Consider the following 20842-nt stretch of genomic DNA (forward strand, 5'->3'; position numbering starts at 1 on the left):
AACAATGAATTAGTTAGTTGGTTAGTTAGTTGTAAATTCTTTCTGGTAGATCAGTGGGCTTTTTCCTGTAATAATTTTAAAATATTTATGGAACGAAGTAAAATTGTTGAAACCGCTTTCATAACAAATTTGCTTGATGCTAAGGTTATTTTCTATAAGCAACTTGCAAGCATGGCCTACTCTTAATTCAAGTAAGAATTGGGAATAGGTTTTTCTTGTTCTGGATTTAAAATACCGGCAAAATGAGTTCGGGCTTATACTTGCTACATCCGATATCTCCTCCAACTGGATCTTGCGCTTAAAGTTTTTCATTGAATATTCGTAAATCGCACTGATCCTGTCCTTTTCAGATTCTAATAGATCATGCTTAAAGCCTATAGAAGATAAAAGTGTCAATTCATTGCAGTTTGCAATGGTATTCAATGCCTCTATCAATAAAACAATTCTTCGGGGACCTTCAGCTACTAATAAATCTTCTAGTATTTCTGCTACAATAAGGCTGTTTTCTCCTGTAACCTGTATTCCTCTTTTAGCTTTTTCCAGCACTGTTTTTATGGATAGGTTTTCCGGAAGATCCAGGAAATGCTCGCCCCAAAAGTTTTCATGAAAATGGGCAACTCTGATATCTGCGCTTTTCTTGGAGCTCTCATCGAAGTAAGCGTCATCAAACCGCCAATAATGTGGGAGATTGCTTCCTACAAGTACTACGTCGCCGGGATTGAACCTGGAAATATTATCACCAATGAACTGCGTTCCTTCGCCGTTTTTGAAGTGAATCAATTCTACTTCGTTGTGATAATGCCAACGGGTGTTTACATGGGGCACGATATCCTGGCGCACACTAAATGAACGGCCTGGACCTTTGAGTACTTTCAGCAATTGGGGTCTCATCGCTTTACTTAGGGTTATTAAGCTAAATTAACGGTAAAAGCTTTGGATGGAGCACAGGATCTGCCAAAATAGTTTATTTTATAAAATCTTTAGGGTTATGAATACATTAATGGAAAAAAAGTGTTGTTTCTTGAAAAACTGGTGATCTGAAGGGCGTAAATGAAATGCTAATGCTAAAATTGTTGAATAGTTTGACAATTTTATAATGGATCCGCTGGTATATAAATTCTTTTTTTGCTTTTCCTGATCATTTACACATCATTCGCGACAGGCAGTTCGTAAAAGTAATGAGCATACTGTCTGATTAATATGCGATTGCTAAAACAATTTATTCATATGAAAAGTTCTAGTAAGTACAAGCTTCCCATTATTTTAGTGACCTCCTTGTTTTTTTTGTGGGGCTTTGCCCATAATCTCAACCCGATCCTGATTCCCCATTTGAAAAAGGCCTGTCAGCTTTCAGATATGCAATCGGCATTTATCGATTCTGCTTTTTTCATTGCTTACTTCCTGGTAGCTATGCCAGCAGGGTTGTTTATGAAAAAATACGGCTATAAAGGAGGTATTGTCTTTGGCCTGCTCCTCTTTGCCTTGGGGGCCTTCCTGTTTTATCCAGCTGCCAGTACCCGCAACTATTCCTTGTTCCTGCTGGCCCTTTTTGTCATTGCCAGCGGACTGACCTTTTTGGAAACAGCTGCCAACCCCTACATCAATGCTTTAGGGGATGAAAGCAAGGCCACTACCCGCCTGAACTTTGCCCAGTCCTTCAACGGCCTGGCTGCCACTTTGGCTCCCTTGATCGGGGGCACCGTAATATTAACAGGCAACTCTATTTCAGATGCCACCAAACAGGGTATGAGCAGCGAAGAATTGAATGCCTTTCTGACCAAGGAAGCCAGTGCTGTGCAATTGCCTTACCTCATCATCGGCATCATTGTGTTGCTGGTTGCAGCACTGATCTGGAAAACCGCCCTTCCCGAAATTGCAGAAGCCCAGGGTACTGCAACTACTACTACAAAGGGAAATCTCTTCAAGGAAAAGAATTTTGTGCGCGGGGTGGTGGCTCAGTTCTTTTATGTAGGCGCCCAGGTGTGTGTGGGTAGCTTTTTCATCCGCTATGCCGGCTATGCGGAAGGCATGGATGAAAAAGTAGCAGCCCTGTATTTATCGGCTGCCCTCTTTGCCTTCATGGGTGGACGCTTCATTGGCACCTTCCTGATGCAATATATTTCAGCTGCCCGCCTGCTGTTGCTCTATAGCCTGATCAGTATAGGTTTGTTGGTGGTAGTAGTGATGAATAAGAGCCTGGCAGGCATTTATGCCCTGGTGGCCTTACAGTTTTTCATGTCCATCATGTTCCCCACCATTTTCTCTTTAAGCCTGATCGGACTGGGAGAGCGGACCAAGCAGGCCTCTTCTTTGCTGATCATGGCCATTGTAGGTGGAGCGGTCATGCCATTGGTGATGGGCCGTGTGTCTGATTTGTTCCACATCCAGGTGGCCTATATGGTACCAGCCCTGTGCTTTGTGGCCGTGGCTTATTTCTCCCTTCGCCTGGTAACCAACAAAGAAGCCAAAGAATTAAGTGTTCAATTATCTCATAGTTAACTGTCGCAATAATACTGTATGAACAAAAGATATTGTCTCACCGTAGATCTAAAGAATGATCCGGAATTGATCCGCGAATATGAAGCCTGCCACAGGGCTGTATGGCCGGAGATCATTGCCTCCATCAAAGAGGCCGGCATTGTGAACCTGGACATCTACCGCAGCCACAACCGTATGTTTATGATCATGGAAGTGGATGAATCCTTTAGCTTTGAAAGAAAGCAGCAACTGGATCAAAGTAATGAAAAGGTGCAAGCTTGGGAGGAGCTCATGTGGAAATACCAGCAGGCATTACCATGGGCAAAACCTGGTGAGAAATGGATATTGATGGATCAGATTTTTCAATTAAATGAAAATTAAACAAATCATGGAAGAACGTGTTCATTCTTTTTTAAAAATACATCCTGAGGATAATGTACTGGTGGCTTTAAAGGACTTGCCTTTAGGAACGCCCATTGCCTATAATGGACAAGATTTTATCCTTAAGGAAGATATTGCCGCCAAACACAAGTTTTTTATTCGGGACATGAAGGAAGGTGATGAAGTGATTATGTATGGAGTACTGGTAGGTAAAACACAGACTCCTGTGCCTCAGGGCGGTCTGATGACTACAGCCAATACCAAACATGCTGCCAGTGCTTATGCCTACCGTGGCTTGCAGCAGCAATGGCTGAAGCCCGATGTCTCCAAATACCAACACAGAACCTTTAATGGCTACAAGCGCAGTGATGGAAGAGTTGGTACTGCTAACTACTGGCTGTTTGTGCCCATGGTGTTTTGTGAGAACCGCAACCTGGATATGATCAAAGAAGCCCTGCACAATGAGCTGGGCTATGCCCAAAGTGATAAATATGAAAGCTTTACTAGGGATTTGCTCCATGCTTACCAGGCAGGGGAAGATATTTCCAACGTTAGCCTTTATCCCGTGGCTGCCAAGAGTTCCGCACGGGTGTTTAAAAATATAGATGGTATCAAATTCTTGAACCATAGTGGTGGTTGTGGTGGTACCCGCCAGGATGCCGCTACACTGAGTGCCCTGCTGGCCGCTTATGCCGACCATCCTAACGTGGGAGGCGTCACTGTGCTGAGCCTGGGTTGTCAGCATTTACAAGTTGAAAATTTCCTCAGCGATCTGAAAAAGCGTAATCCTTCCTTTGATAAGCCCCTCTACATTTTCGAGCAGCAAAAGACTGCAAGTGAAGAGCAACTGGTGAGTGAAGCCATTCGGCAGACCTTCCAGGGCCTCATTGAGATCAATAAAATTGAAAGAGAGCCCGCTCCCCTGAGTGCATTGACTATTGGTGTGAAGTGCGGAGGCAGTGATGGCTTCAGTGGCATTTCTGCCAATCCTGCGGTGGGCTATACTTCCGACCTTTTGGTGGCCCTGGGCGGAAAAGTATTGCTGGCCGAGTTTCCGGAACTCTGCGGGGCGGAACAGGAAATGTTGGACCGCTGTGTCAGCAAAGAAGCTGCCAACAAGTTTACCCACCTGATGGAATCCTATAATGAGCTGGCTGAAAAACTAGGCTCGGGCTTTCATATGAATCCTTCGCCCGGCAACATTAAAGACGGCTTGATCACCGATGCCATCAAGTCCACGGGAGCAGCCCGTAAAGGAGGCAGCTCTCCTGTGCAGGATGTACTGGATTATACCGAGCCTGCCGTTAAAGACGGTTTAAGTCTGGTGTGTACCCCCGGCAATGATGTGGAGGCTACAACTGGTAAGGCAGCCTCTGGCGCTACTTTGATCCTGTTCACCACAGGGCTGGGAACACCTACCGGTAATCCGGTTTGTCCTACCATTAAAGTGGCTACCAATACCGCTCTGGCCAATAGAATGAGTGATATCATCGATATCGATACCGGTTGTATTATCACCGGTGAAAAGACCATTGAACAGATGGGAGAGGAGATCCTGGAGTATTGCATCCGGGCCGCCAGCGGGGAGGAAACGCCCAAGGCCGTGCTGTTGGGACAGGATGATTTTATTCCCTGGAAACGAGGTGTATCTCTATAACAATTAATTGAAAACCCATGAACAATTTAGCAGGAAAAATAGCCGTCGTGACTGGTGCCGGCAGTGGCATCGGTAAAGCGGTTGCCCTTTTATTTGCCGAAAGAGGAGCCGAGGTGCATGCCCTGGACTTAAATGCGGACGCCCTGGACGCTGTTGTAAGCACTATAGCTAATAATAAAGTAAATGGCAAAGCCATTGCCCATGCCTGTGATGTCACGAAGCAGGGGCAGGTAATAAAGCTGTTTGACAGCATTGGCCGCATTGACATCCTGGTCAACAGTGCCGGCATCTCCCACATTGGCAAGTGTGACAGCACCTCGGAAGAAGACTTTGACCGGGTGTTCCAGGTCAATGTGAAAGGTGTCTACAACTGTTTGCATGCGGCTCTTCCATTGATGAAAAAAAGTGGGAAGGGTATCATTTTAAACATGGCCTCTATTGCCAACAACGTAGGCATTCCGGATCGCTTTGCCTACTCTATGAGTAAGGGAGCGGTGGCTGCCATGACGCTCTCGGTGGCTAAGGATTACATCACTGAGGGCATCCGCTGCAACTGCATTTCCCCTGCCCGGGTGCATACTCCCTTTGTGGATGGGTTTTTGCAAAAAAACTACCCCGGCAAGGAAGCAGAAATGTTTGAAAAGTTATCTAAAACCCAGCCTATTGGCCGCATGGCCAAGCCCGAAGAAATTGCAGGTCTCATTCTCTACCTCTGTTCTGATGAAGCCTCTTTCATCACCGGTTGTGATTACCCCATTGATGGCGGATTTATAAAACTGAATAATTAAAAGATAATTTCCATTCAATACAATACTATGAAGTTGATTCGTTTTGGTGAAAAAGGATTAGAAAGACCTGGTATTATTCATGAAGGTCAATGGTTTGATGTTTCGGATTACTTTGAAGATTATAATGAATACTTTTTTGAAAATGACGGACTGAAGCGCCTGCAACAATTTGTGGAATCCAATAAGGGAAAACTTCCCAAGGTATCGGCAGACGAACGTTTAGGCAGTCCTATTGCCCGTCCTTCCAAGATTGTTTGTATTGGCCTCAACTATGCTGATCACGCCAAAGAAACCGGCGCTACCATACCTGCAGAACCCGTAATATTCATGAAGTCGACTACCGCTTTGATAGGTCCCAATGATGAGGTGATGATCCCCAGGGACTCCCAAAAAACAGACTGGGAAGTGGAATTGGCGGTGATCATAGGAAAAAAGGCTAGCTATGTGGAAGAAGCAGAGGCTATGGACTATGTGGCTGGTTATGCACTGCATAATGATGTCAGTGAACGGGAATTTCAACTGGAACGCAATGGCACTTGGGATAAGGGTAAGGGCTGCGACACCTTTGCTCCGGTAGGACCGTTTCTGGCCACCAAAGAGGAGATCGCGGATGTGGACAACCTGCGCCTCTGGCTGTCCTTGAATGGGAAGATGATGCAGGATGGCACCACCGCCAACCTCATTTTCAAAATCCCATTCCTGATCTCTTATGTGAGCCGCTTTATGACCCTTTTACCAGGAGACATGATCTCTACCGGTACACCAGCTGGTGTAGGGCTGGGCTTCAACCCCCAGGTGTATTTGCAACCAGGAGACGTCGTAGAGCTGGGTATCGATGGCTTGGGTACCTCCAAACAAAAAGTAATCGCCTTTACCAAAGAAATATATAAAGAGGTTAAAACGACAACTATTAAAGCTTAAATAATGGACTTAGGATTAAAAGATAAAGTAATCATTGTCACCGGTGGTGCTAAAGGCATAGGGCAAGGCATTGTCAAAGTGCTGGCCAGCGAAGGGGCGATACCAGTAGTTGTTGGCAGAGATGAAAACGATAACAATAAAACAGTTGTAGCAATTAAGGATGCTGGCGGACAAGCTTTCCAGGTAACTGCTGAATTAACCAAACCCGAAGATTGTGAGCAGGCTGTAAAAGCTGTCCTGAATGAGTTGGGGCGTATTGATGGCCTGGTGAACAATGCGGGGGTCAATGACGGGGTAGGGCTGGAGAGTGGTAGCTATGACAAGTTTATGAAAAGCCTGCATAGCAACCTGGTGCACTATTATTTAATGGCTCATTTTGCACTCCCTGAGTTGATAAAATCAAAGGGAGCGATTGTAAATATTGGTTCCAAAACTGCGGAAACAGGCCAGGGCGGTACATCTGCTTATGCTGCTGCCAATGGGGGCAGGAATGCATTGACCAGGGAATGGGCCGTAGAAATGCTCAAGCATGGGGTACGGGTCAACGCTGTTATTGTTGCGGAATGTTACACGCCTTTGTACGACAAGTGGATCAAGACCCTTCCAAATCCGAAAGAAAAGTTGCAACAGATTACCTCTAAAATTCCTTTGGAAAACAGGATGACCACGGCTGAGGAAATAGCCAACATGACGGTGTTTTTGCTTTCCGAAAAGTCCAGCCACACCACAGGCCAAATCATTCACGTAGATGGTGGCTATGTGCACCTGGACCGTGCATTGGCTAATGCCTAAAGGTCTGACGAGTCCTGTTCGTAAGAATAAAGAGTCACAAGTGATTGTTTATCAGTTATTTGTGGCTTTTCAGTTGATATGCCTGGCTGTTTAGTTGGCCTTCTTTTTGCAACCCTTGCTAATAGGCATATGTTCAAATAGCCTGATTTTCGCTTTTGATACCATTTCTCCTTTTACTATCTATTTTCTTTCTCCTGACTGCGCAAGCCCAGGTTGATGTTGAAAAGTCACCTGTAACAAAGAGAAATAACAATAGTTTCAATAACAAAACTATTCAGGGAAAGTGCATAGATGCTGTAACCCGCAAAGGCATCGAATTAGTTACCGTTCAATTATATGCTTATTTACAAGATAGTGTCAGTGCAGAAAAGGATACACTTGTCAGTGTCATGTTTACCAAAAGCAATGGTGATTTTAATTTTAGCAACCTGCCACAGGCAGACTCCTTCCGCGTAACCTTATCAGGTGTTGGCTATGAAAAATGGGAGAAGAATATCATATTGAAAAGACGAGCATCTATCATTGACTTAGGTAATATTTCACTGAAACGGGAAGCTCAGGTACTGGAAAGTGTTAGCGTGACCGCTCAGCGGCCAGCACTACAGATGGACATTGATCGCAAAGTATTTTCTATAGAAAACAGTATCGTGGCAACTGGAGGGACTGCTCTGGATGTAATAAGAAACATACCATCCGTTTCGGTGGATGTAGAAGGGAATGTTCTGTTGCGCAACGTACAGCCTCAGATCTTTGTAGACGGGCATCCCACCATTCTCTCGCTCGACCAGATACCAGCAGATCAGATTGATCGCGTAGAGCTAATTACCAATCCTTCTGCCAAATTCGATGCAACTAGTTCTGCGCGTATCATTAATATAGTTCTAAAGCGCAACCGGAGGGTTGGTCTGAATGGTATTGCCACAGTAGGTGGAGGGCACCCCGATCTTCTGAATGGAAATCTTACATTGAATGCCCGGCAGGGGAAATTCAATGTATTTGCAATTGGCAGTTACAATCGGCAAGGCGGAATGGCAAAGGGAAAAACCTTGCGGCAAAATAAAGTGGGTGGTGCCGTGAGCAACTATTTTAACCAGGTTTCCTGGAATGATATAAATCGGCGTTTTTCGTCTGTACGTTTTGGTGTTGATTTCTTTGCCTCCAACCGTTCGACAATTTCTCTGACACAAAATATTGTTGGCGGCAAATTCTCCAACAACGAAGAGCAAGACCAGGAGTACTTAAACAGCAGTCATATTTTGGAACGCTTTGGAGAACGGGAAGCAGAAGGCAGAAACCAGTTCGACCGCTACAATTCTCAACTGAATTATACCCATAAATTCCCGGAGCAAGGGAAAGAATTAAGCGCCAATTTCAATTACAGTTGGGGCGAAGGAAGTGAAGTGGCCAATATCGTAAACCGGTTTTTCCGGCCTGATGGCTCACCTTTGGGTGTCGATGCCCGTGTGCGCAATAAAGGCAGTAATAACTTCGACCAATACATCTTTCAAGTGGATTTTGTTGACCCTACCGGAAATAACTCGAAATTGGAGTCAGGTTTGCGCTCCTATATCAACCGGCAAACCAGTTATTTTTCTTCATTTTCACTAAACAATGGTTCGGAAACTTTATTGCCGCTTAGTAATAATTATTCGTACGACGAAATGGTGAATGCTGCTTATATCACCTACTCCAATAAAATAAAAACTTTCTCATACCAGGCCGGCCTGCGGGTAGAAGTATCGCAATTTGAAGGGGAATTAATAGATAGTGCTCAAAAATTCGGTTACGATTATCCCAGTACGTTAGGACGTTTGTTTGATGCTTTATTTCCGAGTCTTTTCCTAACCAAACAGGTAAGTGACCATCTCGAGCTACAGGTGAATTATACACGACGGATCCAGCGCCCGGGCTTCTGGCAGCTGAACCCTTTTGTTGATATTAGCGATCCGCAAAATTTGCGGCAGGGTAACCCGGAGTTGAAGCCTGAGTTCATCAATTCCTTTGAATTGAATTATAACCAGAAATATAAAAAAGGAAATTTTCTGGGGGTGTTGTATTTCCGCAACAACCAGAGTGATATCACCCGCTATAGTGATACCATCAGTGCATCACAATACCAGCAGTTGAACAATGCTGCTATAGATACGAATGCGATCCTGAATACATTCATCAATGCCCGTTACACAAACTACTCTGGTTTAGAGCTGACCCTTCAACATAGGTTTGATACGCACTTTGATATAGTGCCAACAGTGAACTTGCAACACCGGAATGTAAAGGCTGATGTGGGAGAACTGAGACTAATTAATAAAGGTTTTAACTGGGAAGGAAAATTGACATTGAATTACAACTTTGGTGCTGCAAAAAATGCTTTGCTGAATGACCTGCGTTTTCAGCTCATAGGAGCATACGAATCAAGAGAGGTAACGGCTCAAGGTCGAAATGTTCCACAAAACAGGCTTGACTTTGCCTTACGGAAAGATTTTCTGAAAGACAATAAGGCTTCTTTTACTTTTAATATCAACGATGTGTTCAACAGCTATCGCTTCGGCAATATCTACGATACAGAAACATTTTATCAGGAGTCATACAGAAGAAGGAATGTACGCACCTTCCGGGCCAGTTTAACTTATAAATTCGGAATGCAGGACTTTTCCTTGCCAAAGCGGCCCGATAACCGCAGTGAAGACAGGGAAGAGGAATAGTTTTTTATAATTACAAGTTATGCAGGCTGTAATTACCGCTCAAGATTCTTCAACTCAATATTCCTGAAATCAATAGGTTGTCCTTCACTTTGTAATGCAATATATCCGGATTTTAATGGCTTGCCTGGTTGCCATAAAGTGGAATCATAACCGGATACCACACCACCTCCCATAGTTGGTTTACTGTATTGCAACACGGTATCTCCATTGATGATATGCGTGATCAAAGAATCTCCCAATACAATGAGTTCTGCCTTTACCCATTCACCCTTATCATAAGTTTTAGACGTTGAGTTCAGGCAGTGACCATCATATTGCTTGCCCTGGTAAACGATGTCTGTACCCGGCGAACACATATTACCAGTGGGGCGCGGCTTCCCGTCTCCCAATCCTGCAAGCAATTGCATTTCAACTGAAATGGGCCAGTTTTGTTCTTTAGGCATCGTGCGCGGATCCTGTGAATGAAACATAACACCACTATTCAGTAATGTATAAGACGGAGCTCCTTTCTGCAATTCACCGGTAAAACGGTATTCCAGTTTTAAGTGGTAATGAGAAAAAGGAGTTTTATAATACAAGTGGGCAAACTGGTCATTAAAATCTCCATACTGATCATACCGGACCTTGATCATGCCATCCTCTGCCCGGAAGGTATTTCCAAAATTTACGCCCACATCATGGTGGTGTATTTTTACGATCCAACCATCAAGGTTCTGGCCATTAAAAAGTTTTACCCACTCATGATTACTTCTGCTCTTATTTAAATTCGAACAGCCTGTGAAAAAGAGAATGGCCCCAATCAGTAAAAAATAGTTTCGTTTCGTCAATGTTTTCATCCGGATCAATGATTAAGTCCTAAAGATAAGTAACGGCCACGCATGTGTGATTTTTTTCTGCATAAATAAGTGATGGCAACCATTCGACATCACTTATTCGGTGCCAGTTTCAATAGTAGGCCAGGACCTTCTGTGATTGCATAAATATAACCATCAGGGCTTTGTGCCACATGCCGTACGCGAGCCATATCCTTTATTAAATCTTCTTCCTTGACAAACTTAGTACCTGATAACTCAACACGGGCAATGAGACGGAAGGAAAGTGCGCCGATCAATAAATTCCCTTTCCATTCAGGATATCGCTTGCTGGTCACCAGCATCATGCCACAAGGCGCTATAGAAGGAACCCAATAGCGAACAGGATTTTCTACACCTTCCATTTCTTTATACTCGGTTAAGATCGTTCCATCGTAATTAATACCATACGAAGTTTTAGGCCAGCCATAGTTTTTCCCTTTTTGAATCAGGTTCAGTTCATCGCCGCCTTTTGGACCGTGTTCTATTTCCCAAATTCGATCATTTGCAGCATCGTAAACCATACCTTGAGGATTTCTGTGACCATAGGTCCAGATAGAAGCTTTTGCGTCTTTTTGCCCGGCAAATGGATTATCGGCAGGCACTCGTCCGTCATCATATATCCTGTGGATCTTACCATGGTCATTATCCAGTTGCTGCACCTTTGGTTGTGTACCCCTTTCTCCAACGCTTACGTAGAGAAACCCATTTTTATCAAAAACAACCCTGCTTCCGAAGTGAAAGTCTGCCGGTAGATATGGTTTTGCAACAAAAATATCCTGTTGTTCTACCATCTGGTTACCTTCCAGCTTAAAGCGCATGACTGCTGTTGCAGCGCCACCAGGGCCCGGCTTGCTGTAGGTGATATAGATCCATTTGTTTTGTGCGTAATTGGGGTGGAGTTGAATATCCATCAATCCGCCTTGTCCCTTATTAAAAACAGCTGGTACTCCTGAAAGTTTTTCACCTGTAAACTTGTCATCCTTAAAAACAAGGATTTCACCTGAACGTTCTGTGATAAGCAGGCGTCCATCGGGGAGCCAGGCCATACCCCACGGATTACGGAATTGATCATATAGTTTCTGTACAGTAAAGCCGCTCCATTGTGTGGTATCTGCAGGGGTATTTGTATCCCTGTTGATGTCTTCATTCCCGTTAGAAGGCTCGCAAGCTAAAACACTACTCAACGAAATAACCACAACGAGCACATAGTAAAAAGAATTTTTCAAGTTGAACGTTTTTATGGGTTAAGAGTTAAGAAAAGTAGTGTGAATTTAATAAAAAGAAAGGAATGGCACTTCGCATGAATTCATAGTACATTTCCTCACTAATAATGTACAATCATGCCAGGTTGTGTATTTGAACCAATTACTTTAAACACGCTACATGGTTTGATATCATGATGCATGTAGTTGCTCGTTTAGAAATTTCAGTATTTCCTGTGGTAGTTTTATGTGGAACTGCTCTCTGTCAAATCCTTCCGGGTCTGTCGAAGGCAGAAAACCAGGATGCTTCATTGCTGGAGGGAATGGACTTAGAAATGAAAAATGTCCTGCGCCTTCGATCAGGCGGAAAGTAACCTGCGATTTGTCCGAAACTCCATTAATTATCACATCTGCGTTCCATTTTGGTGTATATGGATCGCGTTCTGCAGCAAACAATAGAATTGGGACGGTAACTTCTGCTAAAGAATCCTTCGGTATGAACCAGCCTGCCGCTGGTGCCATTAAGACCAAAGCTTTTACTCTTGGATCATGTGGCGCTTCTACCTTTTGTCCTGTTTGTGTCCATGGAATGCCACCAGCTAAAGCCAAAGCTGTATAACCTCCAAACGAATGTCCTGCTACCCCAATATTATTGGGGGATATACACTTGCCTAAATCCTTCTCAGATAGGAGCGCATCAATTGTTAAGCTTACATGTTTGGGCCTGAGTACCAGGTTTTCGGTTGATTGGGCTAATTCATTGTTGTTACGGTTGTTGCCGTAATGTTCAGGCATCGCTACGATATATCCATTCTTTGCCAGGTAGATACTTATTGTACGATACAATAGGTGAGAGCCTCCGTTGCCATGCGAAATGATCGCAAGTGGAAACTGTCCATCGATAATGTCTGCTTGAGGACTTACATCCATGATATAAGGTCCGAATGGCGTCGGAGTAGAAGGCTGATATGTAGGGTAATGCACCAATACAGGAAACGAAATGCCTAAAGATTCATCTGTTACCTCTAGTTGCCTGCTGCCTGCAAAAATTGCTGAATGTTTGCTGTCCATAAAACGTTTGTCCGTTTCAGCCCATGGTTTAGAGTATGAGGCATGGGGCCGGTTGGTAAAAATAGTTCTTATCAATATGTAGAAAAAGGACGTTTGATTTGCAGGAAAACTCCAGTAGTAACGGTGCGCATAAGGAGTGCAATGAAAAATGTCGAAGCTCTTAGCATCAAATATGGTTTATCCAAACCAATTTATCTAAAAGCTTCGACATTTATTGATGAAAGCTAAGCAATCATCAATGATAACCTATTAGCCTGCTGATCCTACTCTTTTGTTAGCGTAAAATTGTGCCTTTTACTCACTTTGCGCGGAGCTCCTGTGCTGGATAAAACAGGGTTCAATTTAGGCGCATCCTGGATCAGTCTTGACTTGATATTGTCTTTCAGGAATGAATTTTCCGGCGAAACGGCCACATCAGTAATGTCTACCTGTCCATCAGTACCAATTGTATAGGAAACCGTTACATAATAGGTTTCCTTTTTGACTTTCTTAGACGGTAAGACCTCTGTTTTTATTGTGCTTGAAACAGTGTCTATGTATTCCTTCCATAGTACATTGTTGTTCTTAGGAGCTGCAGCTTTTTCGGTTGCGGCATCAGCAACCACCGGGGCAGCAACTATTCCAGGTGCAGCATCAACCCCCGTTGCATCTGGAACGGTTGGAGTTGGGTTGTTGTTCTTATTCGCCATTGGTGTAATGGCTGCAGAATCCGTTTTATTAGCCAGTTTATTGGTAGAAGAGTCCACTGTAGGCGCTGTCAGTATTTTGCTGCTATCATTAGCCACCAGGTTATGGACGGTATCTATTTTTTGGACAGTATCTGTTATTGCATTTAAATCATCTCCTTTCCGGACAACCGTACCAGGCCTGTTTTTCAGTTTTCCACTAAACAGAGCCTCTTTTAGCGATTGAGCCTGGACAAAAACGGAACTTACCAGTAGTAAAAGCAAAATTCCCTTTTTCATGGTTGAATATCTCCTTTCCTGCAAGTTAGCAATCTATTGTGTTAGTTTCTTCCTAATAATCGGAGAAACTTTTAGCGGTTTGCAAGGGTTATATACCTTTAAAACCTTTCTTCTCTATCCACTCCACCTCAACACTATAAACCCCAAACTCCTCAACAACCTTCCCGCGTATATGATAAAAGCCCTTACCCGTCAGCCGCTGCTTTATAGCTTTATCCGGGAAATGAACGGTGTCTACCCAATCACCATTCGAGTCGATGAATGTTCCAAAGTACATCAACTGACCTTTAATGGTACGTACTGGTTTTTCAGTGATATAATAGCAAAGAATATCCACTTGCCCTCCTAGGTGCTCAGGTACTTGTTTGGCATTGATGTACAACGACGTGTCGGCATCCACTAGGTCAAATACATGACAAAGAGGGAAGCCTAGTAGCTCTATTTCATCCAGTGCATCTTCAAGGGCAGTATGGTGCAGCTCTGGCAGCTTAAATTGAAAGGGCTTGGCTGGAAAAAGTGATGAAGACCCGGATGCATGCTTCCTTACCCGCTTTTGTAAAAAGTTGGCTTCCCACAACAGCTCTTTTTTGTTCTTACCAGTGAACCGCAAGGCGCCAACGCGGATCAGGATATTAAGTTGTTCAGGACCAATATCTGTGCGCTGAATAAAATCCTGCAACTGTGCATACTTACCATGCCTGCTGCGTTCCTCCAGTATGTGCAAAACAGACTCCTTCTCCAGGCTTTTAATGTGTATAAAACCTATGTATACTTCGTTTCCATGAATATCCGTTAACTCATCGCTGTTGTTGACGCAAGGCGCATGAACATGAGCGCCAGTTCTTTTAAGTTCATGAAAATAAAGTTCAGTAGAATAAAAGCCGCCAAAGTTGTTGATAACTGCCACCATGAATTCCATGGGATAGTAGGTTTTAAGAAAAAGACTTTGGTAACTCTCTACTGCAAAGGAGGCTGAGTGTGCCTTTGAAAATGAATAGCCTCCAAAGCTTTCGATCTGTCTCCATACCTCTTTTGTAAGGTCGTCTGAATAGCCGAATTCTTTACAATTGAGAAAAAACTTGTCCCTGATCCTTTCAAACTCTTTTCTTCCCCTGTATTTACCACTCATGGCCCGGCGCAACACATCGGCTTCTCCCATATCCAGTCCTGCAAAATGGTGCGCCACCTTGATCACATCTTCCTGGTATACCATAACGCCATAGGTTTCTTCCAGCAACTCTTTCATCTTGGGGTGCAGGTACTCAAAATCATTAGGATGGTGAAACCGGTAGATATACTGGCGCATCATGCCCGACTGGGCAACGCCGGGGCGGATAATGGATGATGCCGCTACAAGCGTAATATAATCATCGCAACGCAACTTCTTGAGCAGTTGCCGCATGGCCGGGCTCTCAATGTAAAAACAACCAATGGTATCCGCCTTCCTGATCTGTTCAGCCACCTTTTCATCTTTTTTCAGCCGCTCTACATCATGAATGTCAATAGTGATGTTTTTATTTTGCCGTACCAGTTTGATGGCTTCTTTGATATGTCCCAATCCTCGCTGGCTCAGTATATCCAGCTTATAGAGTCCAACTTTTTCTGCGCCGAACATATCGATCTGGGTTGTTGCAAAACCTTTGGGTGGCATTTCTAAAGCTGTGTATTGATAGATGGGTTCTTCCGATATCAACATACCGCCTGGATGTATGCTCAGGTGGTTGGGAAAGTTTTGCAGCATGCTTCCATAAAATAGAATATATCGCTGTATTTGGTCTTCATTGAGGATGGCATCGGGGTTAGCAGAAATGGCATCCACTTCATCCTTTGGTAGGCCAAATACTTTGGCCAGCTCCCTGAGAATGGCATTGTATTGAAAGGTGCTGAACATGCCCAGCAATGCTACATGATCGCGCCCATAGCGCTTGAAGATGTAGTCGATCACTTCATCCCGGTCCTGCCAGCTAAAGTCTATGTCAAAATCAGGAGGGGAGGCCCGGTATGGATTCAGGAAGCGTTCAAAATATAGGTCAAGATCGATGGGGTTTACATCTGTGATCTGCAGGCAATACGCAACAATAGAATTTGCTCCACTGCCACGGCCTACATAAAAGAAGCCTCTTGATTGTGCATAGCGGATGACATCCCAGGTGATCAGGAAGTATGCATTGAAACTAAGCTTGTCTATGATCTGCAATTCCTTCCTGACTCGCTCTTCTGCTTCTTTGTTGTGATCACCAAAACGGTTGCGCATACCATCGAGCGCCAGCTTTTCCAGCAGGATGCGGTCGTCATTTGCACTGGAGGTAAATACTTTTTTGTTCTTATCCTCGCGAAAGTCTACCTGGTAACTGCATGCATCTATAATGCGCAAGGTATTGGTAACAATCTGTGGGTATTGCTTGAATGCATGGAGTAAATAGGATGGAGGGAATATGGTTTCGTTGGGTGAAGCCCTGTGTTCATCTGTTTGCTTACTTAAAATAATATTTTTGTCGACAGCCCTGAGAATTCTGTGCAGGTTATATCCTTTCTTATTTTTAAAAGTAACCGGTTGCCGGATGACAAACTTGGTGGGGTAGGAGGCTGTGTGCATGGAAAACAGCCTGGTGACTTCTGCTGGCTGTACGCCAATCAGCTCATGGTCTTTCAGTTCGATGGGGTCAATGCTGCCTAATGGATAAATGACAAAGGCGTCGGGGCTTATTACTGCACGTTGTGGAAAGGGCTGCGCCTCCTGCAGGTGCCGGGTTAAGAAACGGTTGATGGTTAATGTGCCTGCATTATTTTTCGCGATCAGGATATAAAGCAGTTCATCTCCATTCCTGATCTCAGCGCCTAATAGAGGTTTAATGCCGGCGCTGGTACAGTGTTCATAAAAGTCCCACATGTCGGCTGTGTTGTTAATATTGGTTAGCGCAAGTGCCGTGGCGCCGGCTTCTACACCTTCCTTTACCAACTCCTCTGTACTGAATGTGCCGTAGCGATATGAGAAATATGTTTTACAATTAAGGTACATACTGGAAAAGTTTAAAGCAACCCGCTGGCCCTCATGATCAGGTAGCGGCCATAACGGTAATTCAATGAATCAAGAGCCTGGTACAGCCGGATCATTTCGGTGGTGTCTTCAAAAAGGTCTATCTGGTAATTGCCGGGTACGAGATGAGAGAAGCGCACACCAATTAGGCGCACCAGCAACCTTCGGTCATAAAGCTTGGTGAACAGTTCCTTCACTTTTTTGAGCAGTATATGATCAGCGGAGGTATACGCGATAGTATTCTGCCTGGTCAGTGTATTAAAATCAGCATAGCGGATCTTTACGGTGATGCAGCCTGTAAGTTTGTTTTGCTGGCGGAGCTCAAACCCGATGCGCTCCGTCATTTTTACCAACTGTGCCTGCATAAAGCGGATATCAATGGTATCGCTTTCAAAAGTGGTTTCTGTGGAGATGCTCTTTTGTTCATGGTAGGGTACTACCGGCGTATCGTCTATTCCATTCGCCCTGCGCCACAACTCAATACCATTTTTGCCCATCAGGTTTTCCATCATTTCCACAGGTATCTCACTCAGGGTTTGGATGGTCATAACGCCCATTTGCCGCAGCAGGGCCGTTGTCTTTTCACCTACCATAGGCAGTTTGGACACATCCAGTGGCGCCAGGAATTTCTTTTCTCTTCCGGAAGGCACTTGTAATTCACCGTTAGGTTTGGCTTCATCTGTCGCTACCTTGCTCACAAGCTTATTGGTCGACACTCCGTTGGAAATAGGAAGCCCTGTTTCTTTAGTAATTTTGTGCCTCAACTCCTGGCTGTATTTGATGCAGCCGAAAAACTTGTCCATTCCCGTTAGGTCAACGTAGAATTCATCTACAGAAGCTTTCTCAAATTGAGGAACATTTTCCCTGATAATATCGGTAACGACCCGCGAGTACTTGCTATAATGCTCCATATCACCACTGATAATGGTGGCCTGTGGACAAAGCCTCCGCGCCAGCTTCATGGGCATAGCGGAATGGATACCGAATTTGCGGGCTTCATAGCTGCAGGCTGCCACTACGGCACGATCGCTCTTGCCGCCTACAAGCAGGGGCTTGCCTTTGAGTTGTGGATTCTTCAGGCACTCAACATTGACATAAAAGGCGTCAAGGTCATAATGTGCTATTGTTCGAACGCAGTTGGACATAATGGGTTGGTTGATAATGCAAAGCTAAAATGTTTAGTATTTTAATACTAAAAAAGTTAGTAACATATCAAAAATCCTATACCCATGCCAAATACAATTGACTCAAAAATGGTTATACTTTTTCATGACAGAGTCTCTTGGAACAATCAGGGTGTTCAGGGCCATTATTACCCTTTCTCCAATTTTCATTTCTCGCCCCCCCAACCTTAATACTATATTCTCCAACATTTTGTATCTTCCATCCTACTAACCTCCAGTTTTATATTTTACATTTTTCCCCGATCTATAGAGACTTTATAGAGATGTTATAGAGACCTTACTCCATAGTTACTCCTCATGTACTCCCCATCTACTCCGTACTAAAGCCGTATCTAAGCCCTACCTGCTCAACCAGTCTGGTATTTGAAAACCATTTTTCACCCACCCCATACCCTAATATCCTCATCTCATTCCCTTCACCCCATTCCTCATTCATCATTTGAATCATTGTCATTCAAGCTTGTCCGCCTCTGGCGGATTCAACTCATTCTTCATTCACCTATATCCCTTCGCCTGCAAATGAAACAACTCCGCATACCTTCCCTCTTGTTGCAGCAATTCTTCATGGCTGCCGATCTCCAGGAGTTCTCCCTTTTCAAGGACCAATATCCGGTCTGCCATCCGGACCGTAGAAAAGCGGTGAGATATCAAAACGGCTGTCTTCCCCTTTGTAAGCTCTGCAAATCGTTGAAACACTTCATACTCTGCTCGGGCATCCAGTGCCGCAGTGGGTTCGTCAAGGATCAGCAGTTGGGCATCGCGCATGTAGGCCCTCGCAAGAGCGATCTTCTGCCATTCTCCGCCCGAAAGTTCAACACCCTGGTGAAAGCGCCGGCCCAGCATCTGGTCGTATTTCCCCGGAAGCTTCTCTACAAGGTAGTGGGCAAGACTTTGTTGTGCAGACGTAACAATCAGATCCTGGTTTTCTTTTTCTTCAATATTACCTACTGCAATGTTTTGCGAAGCTGTCATCTGGTAGCGTAGGTAATCCTGGAAGATAACTCCGATGTTCAACCGAAGTCCGGCAAGGTCATATTCGCGTAGGTCATGGCCATCAAGGTGTATGCTTCCTTCCGTAGGATCGTAAAGGCGTGCTAACAATTTTACCAGCGTGGTTTTACCCGCTCCGTTTTCACCAACCAGCGCCAGTTTCTCTCCGGTATGTAGGGTAAAGTTTAAATGACGGATCGCCCAGCGCTCTGAGTTCGAATATTGGAAACCTACGTCTTCAAAAACAAAACCATGCTTTATAGGGTTAGGGAAAGGCCTTGGATGGACGGCTGCTTTGATGCGGGCCTCTATCTTGAAAAAGTCAAAGAAGTCGGAGAGGAAAATGGCTCCCTGTGATACACTGGTAAAGCGGCCTAAAATACCTTCCAGCAGGCCTCTTAATTGCCGGAACGAGCCTGCCAGGAAGGTAAGGTCGCCAATAGAAAGCTTGCCCTCAATGGTTCTAAGGATGATTACTATATAGGCACCATAGTACCCTGCAGTACCAAGCAGGGTAAAGATCGTGCCCCACACAGATCGCCGTATAGCCAGGTTCTTATTATCCTTATAGAACTGGTTGGACAATGTCTGGAAACGGTCGATCAGGAAGTGGGAGAGATCAAACATTTTGATTTCCTTGGCCGTATCGTCGCTGGCGCCAATATAGCGCAGGTAATCCAGTTCACGTCGCTGCGGTGTTTGCCCACGCGAGAGTGCATAGCTCTTGTCACTGAAATAAGATTCACCCCAGAAAGCTGGTAGCACAGCAACAAGGAGCAGCAGGATCAACCAAGGATTGAAAGTGATCAATCCTACAGACAAAAAGCCCATAGTGATCAGGTCTTGCACCTGCCCTAGTACCTGGGAAAGCAGGATGGTGCGGCCAACAGTTTGCTGCCGGGCGCGTTCCAGTTTGTCATAAAAATTGGCATCCTCAAATTGGTCAAGATCAAGGGTGGCTGCATGTGCCATGATCTTGACAGAGGTGTAATTGGAGAAAAGGTCCCCCAGCAGGCTTTCTGTAAGGATGATCACCCGGTTCAGGGCATCAGAAAGAACTGCCAGTCCAAACTCCAGGGCTACTAGCTCCCAAAGATGCAGCGTACTGCCTTGTGTGCTACCGCCGTGCGTGATCGCTACTACTTCATCAATGATCAGCTTGCCTACATATAGTACAGTAACTGGTATAGCAGATCGGGCTATCCGGAGGATAGCATTGGTGGCAGTGAGCCGCGGACTGGTATGCCATACGAGTTTAAAAAATTGGGGTAGATTTCGTAGTGCCGATAGGCGGTCTTTGAAACTTAATTCCTGCACTGTACTCTTTGCTCCTGGCGCCCTGTTATAATGGTCTCTTCCTGCACTCATACCTGCAAATTAAGCAATCGGCTGAATGAAGGAAGAATGCGTTTTCATTGCTAAGGGAAGATGATTATTCAGTTTGGACCAATGTATATGAAAATTGTTTTTTATGTTTGATGATTAACAACTTCACCCAAGTTGATTACTCAACTCATCCCCTTCTGGATTACCATGATCACTTTCTCTTTCAAGGCCTGCAATAAAGTTGTCACAGTTTGGGCAGTGTACCTCCCTTAACTTGGATATGCCGTACAAGTCAATAATATTGGTTTCAGATCCTAAGCCCTTCCAGTTACAATGTGGACAAGTAATTATTGTTTCATCAAAGTCTTTTGCAGAAAAAAACTCTTTCATGCTTTTTTGCATCATACTGCAAGGATTATACCCGATATGATTGTAGTTAATGTTGGTATAGCTATAAAAAAAGGCAGCAGAAAGGCTGCCTTTTTTGCTAT

Annotated in this window: 16 protein-coding genes; 7 read left to right on the top strand and 9 right to left on the bottom strand. The window is 44.4% G+C overall.

Annotation, left to right across the window (positions count from 1 at the left end; translation table 11 throughout):
* Positions 1 to 21 precede the first annotated feature (21 nt).
* Entirely contained in the window at positions 22 to 891 is an 870-nt protein-coding gene (locus OCK74_RS03695; RefSeq protein ID WP_279295643.1) for an AraC family transcriptional regulator, read from the bottom strand.
* A 336-nt stretch (positions 892 to 1227) separates the two neighbouring features.
* On the opposite strand from OCK74_RS03695, the gene fucP reads away from it, so the two are divergent.
* The 7 genes from fucP (at position 1228) to OCK74_RS03730 (ending at position 9722) form a co-directional block, all read left to right on the top strand.
* Positions 1228 to 2499 (top strand): L-fucose:H+ symporter permease, encoded by a 1272-nt coding sequence (gene fucP, locus OCK74_RS03700; RefSeq protein ID WP_279295644.1) that lies wholly within the window; start codon positions 1228 to 1230, stop codon positions 2497 to 2499.
* Positions 2500 to 2517: 18 nt separating this feature from the next.
* On the top strand, positions 2518 to 2859 hold the full coding sequence (locus OCK74_RS03705; RefSeq protein ID WP_279295645.1) for an L-rhamnose mutarotase: 342 nt from the start codon (positions 2518 to 2520) through the stop codon (positions 2857 to 2859).
* A gap of 7 nt (positions 2860 to 2866) precedes the next feature.
* Positions 2867 to 4516, top strand: a complete 1650-nt coding sequence (locus tag OCK74_RS03710) for a UxaA family hydrolase (protein WP_279295646.1) — start codon at positions 2867 to 2869, stop codon at positions 4514 to 4516.
* Between the two features lie 17 nt (positions 4517 to 4533).
* Positions 4534 to 5304 carry an SDR family NAD(P)-dependent oxidoreductase gene (locus OCK74_RS03715; RefSeq protein WP_279295647.1) on the top strand — a complete coding sequence of 257 codons (771 nt, stop codon included), beginning with the start codon at positions 4534 to 4536 and terminating at the stop codon, positions 5302 to 5304.
* 27 nt (positions 5305 to 5331) lie between these two features.
* Positions 5332 to 6225, top strand: coding sequence for a fumarylacetoacetate hydrolase family protein (locus tag OCK74_RS03720; protein ID WP_279295648.1), 894 nt, complete (start codon positions 5332 to 5334; stop codon positions 6223 to 6225).
* 3 nt (positions 6226 to 6228) lie between these two features.
* Entirely contained in the window at positions 6229 to 7017 is a 789-nt protein-coding gene (locus OCK74_RS03725) for an L-fucose dehydrogenase (RefSeq protein WP_279295649.1), read from the top strand.
* 155 nt (positions 7018 to 7172) lie between these two features.
* Positions 7173 to 9722: a TonB-dependent receptor gene (locus tag OCK74_RS03730; RefSeq protein WP_279295650.1), complete on the top strand. Its 2550-nt coding sequence runs from the start codon at positions 7173 to 7175 to the stop codon at positions 9720 to 9722.
* A 32-nt stretch (positions 9723 to 9754) separates the two neighbouring features.
* Here the strand turns inward: OCK74_RS03730 and OCK74_RS03735 are convergent, their stop codons facing one another.
* The 8 genes from OCK74_RS03735 to OCK74_RS03770 form a co-directional block, all read right to left on the bottom strand.
* Positions 9755 to 10558, bottom strand: coding sequence for a 3-keto-disaccharide hydrolase (locus tag OCK74_RS03735; RefSeq protein WP_279295651.1), 804 nt, complete (start codon positions 10556 to 10558; stop codon positions 9755 to 9757).
* Between the two features lie 89 nt (positions 10559 to 10647).
* Positions 10648 to 11802 (bottom strand): PQQ-dependent sugar dehydrogenase, encoded by a 1155-nt coding sequence (locus tag OCK74_RS03740; protein ID WP_279295652.1) that lies wholly within the window; start codon positions 11800 to 11802, stop codon positions 10648 to 10650.
* 168 nt (positions 11803 to 11970) lie between these two features.
* The gene (locus OCK74_RS03745; RefSeq protein WP_279295653.1) at positions 11971 to 12849 is read right to left on the bottom strand and encodes an alpha/beta hydrolase family protein; all 879 of its coding nucleotides are present in this window, start codon (positions 12847 to 12849) and stop codon (positions 11971 to 11973) included.
* Positions 12850 to 13112: 263 nt separating this feature from the next.
* Positions 13113 to 13814 (bottom strand): hypothetical protein, encoded by a 702-nt coding sequence (locus OCK74_RS03750; RefSeq protein ID WP_279295654.1) that lies wholly within the window; start codon positions 13812 to 13814, stop codon positions 13113 to 13115.
* 88 nt (positions 13815 to 13902) lie between these two features.
* On the bottom strand, positions 13903 to 16833 hold the full coding sequence (locus tag OCK74_RS03755) for a DNA polymerase III subunit alpha (protein WP_279295655.1): 2931 nt from the start codon (positions 16831 to 16833) through the stop codon (positions 13903 to 13905).
* Between the two features lie 11 nt (positions 16834 to 16844).
* Positions 16845 to 17996 carry a DNA polymerase IV gene (dinB, locus tag OCK74_RS03760; RefSeq protein WP_279295656.1) on the bottom strand — a complete coding sequence of 384 codons (1152 nt, stop codon included), beginning with the start codon at positions 17994 to 17996 and terminating at the stop codon, positions 16845 to 16847.
* A gap of 534 nt (positions 17997 to 18530) precedes the next feature.
* On the bottom strand, positions 18531 to 20393 hold the full coding sequence (locus OCK74_RS03765; protein WP_279295657.1) for an ABC transporter ATP-binding protein: 1863 nt from the start codon (positions 20391 to 20393) through the stop codon (positions 18531 to 18533).
* A gap of 123 nt (positions 20394 to 20516) precedes the next feature.
* Entirely contained in the window at positions 20517 to 20756 is a 240-nt protein-coding gene (locus OCK74_RS03770) for a hypothetical protein (protein WP_279295658.1), read from the bottom strand.
* Positions 20757 to 20842: the final 86 nt, after the last annotated feature.

The sequence above is a fragment of the Paraflavisolibacter caeni genome (genome assembly GCF_025628885.1).
Lineage (GTDB): Bacteria > Bacteroidota > Bacteroidia > Chitinophagales > Chitinophagaceae > Flavisolibacter > Flavisolibacter caeni.

Coding starts and splice junctions, on each gene's coding strand:
- OCK74_RS03695 (WP_279295643.1), bottom strand. CDS start 891: ATGAGACCCCAATTGCTGAAAGTACTCAAAGGTCCAGGCCGTTCATTT.
- fucP (WP_279295644.1), top strand. CDS start 1,228: ATGAAAAGTTCTAGTAAGTACAAGCTTCCCATTATTTTAGTGACCTCC.
- OCK74_RS03705 (WP_279295645.1), top strand. CDS start 2,518: ATGAACAAAAGATATTGTCTCACCGTAGATCTAAAGAATGATCCGGAA.
- OCK74_RS03710 (WP_279295646.1), top strand. CDS start 2,867: ATGGAAGAACGTGTTCATTCTTTTTTAAAAATACATCCTGAGGATAAT.
- OCK74_RS03715 (WP_279295647.1), top strand. CDS start 4,534: ATGAACAATTTAGCAGGAAAAATAGCCGTCGTGACTGGTGCCGGCAGT.
- OCK74_RS03720 (WP_279295648.1), top strand. CDS start 5,332: ATGAAGTTGATTCGTTTTGGTGAAAAAGGATTAGAAAGACCTGGTATT.
- OCK74_RS03725 (WP_279295649.1), top strand. CDS start 6,229: ATGGACTTAGGATTAAAAGATAAAGTAATCATTGTCACCGGTGGTGCT.
- OCK74_RS03735 (WP_279295651.1), bottom strand. CDS start 10,558: ATGAAAACATTGACGAAACGAAACTATTTTTTACTGATTGGGGCCATT.
- OCK74_RS03745 (WP_279295653.1), bottom strand. CDS start 12,849: ATGGACAGCAAACATTCAGCAATTTTTGCAGGCAGCAGGCAACTAGAG.
- OCK74_RS03750 (WP_279295654.1), bottom strand. CDS start 13,814: ATGAAAAAGGGAATTTTGCTTTTACTACTGGTAAGTTCCGTTTTTGTC.
- OCK74_RS03755 (WP_279295655.1), bottom strand. CDS start 16,833: ATGTACCTTAATTGTAAAACATATTTCTCATATCGCTACGGCACATTC.
- dinB (WP_279295656.1), bottom strand. CDS start 17,996: ATGTCCAACTGCGTTCGAACAATAGCACATTATGACCTTGACGCCTTT.
- OCK74_RS03765 (WP_279295657.1), bottom strand. CDS start 20,393: ATGAGTGCAGGAAGAGACCATTATAACAGGGCGCCAGGAGCAAAGAGT.
- OCK74_RS03770 (WP_279295658.1), bottom strand. CDS start 20,756: ATGATGCAAAAAAGCATGAAAGAGTTTTTTTCTGCAAAAGACTTTGAT.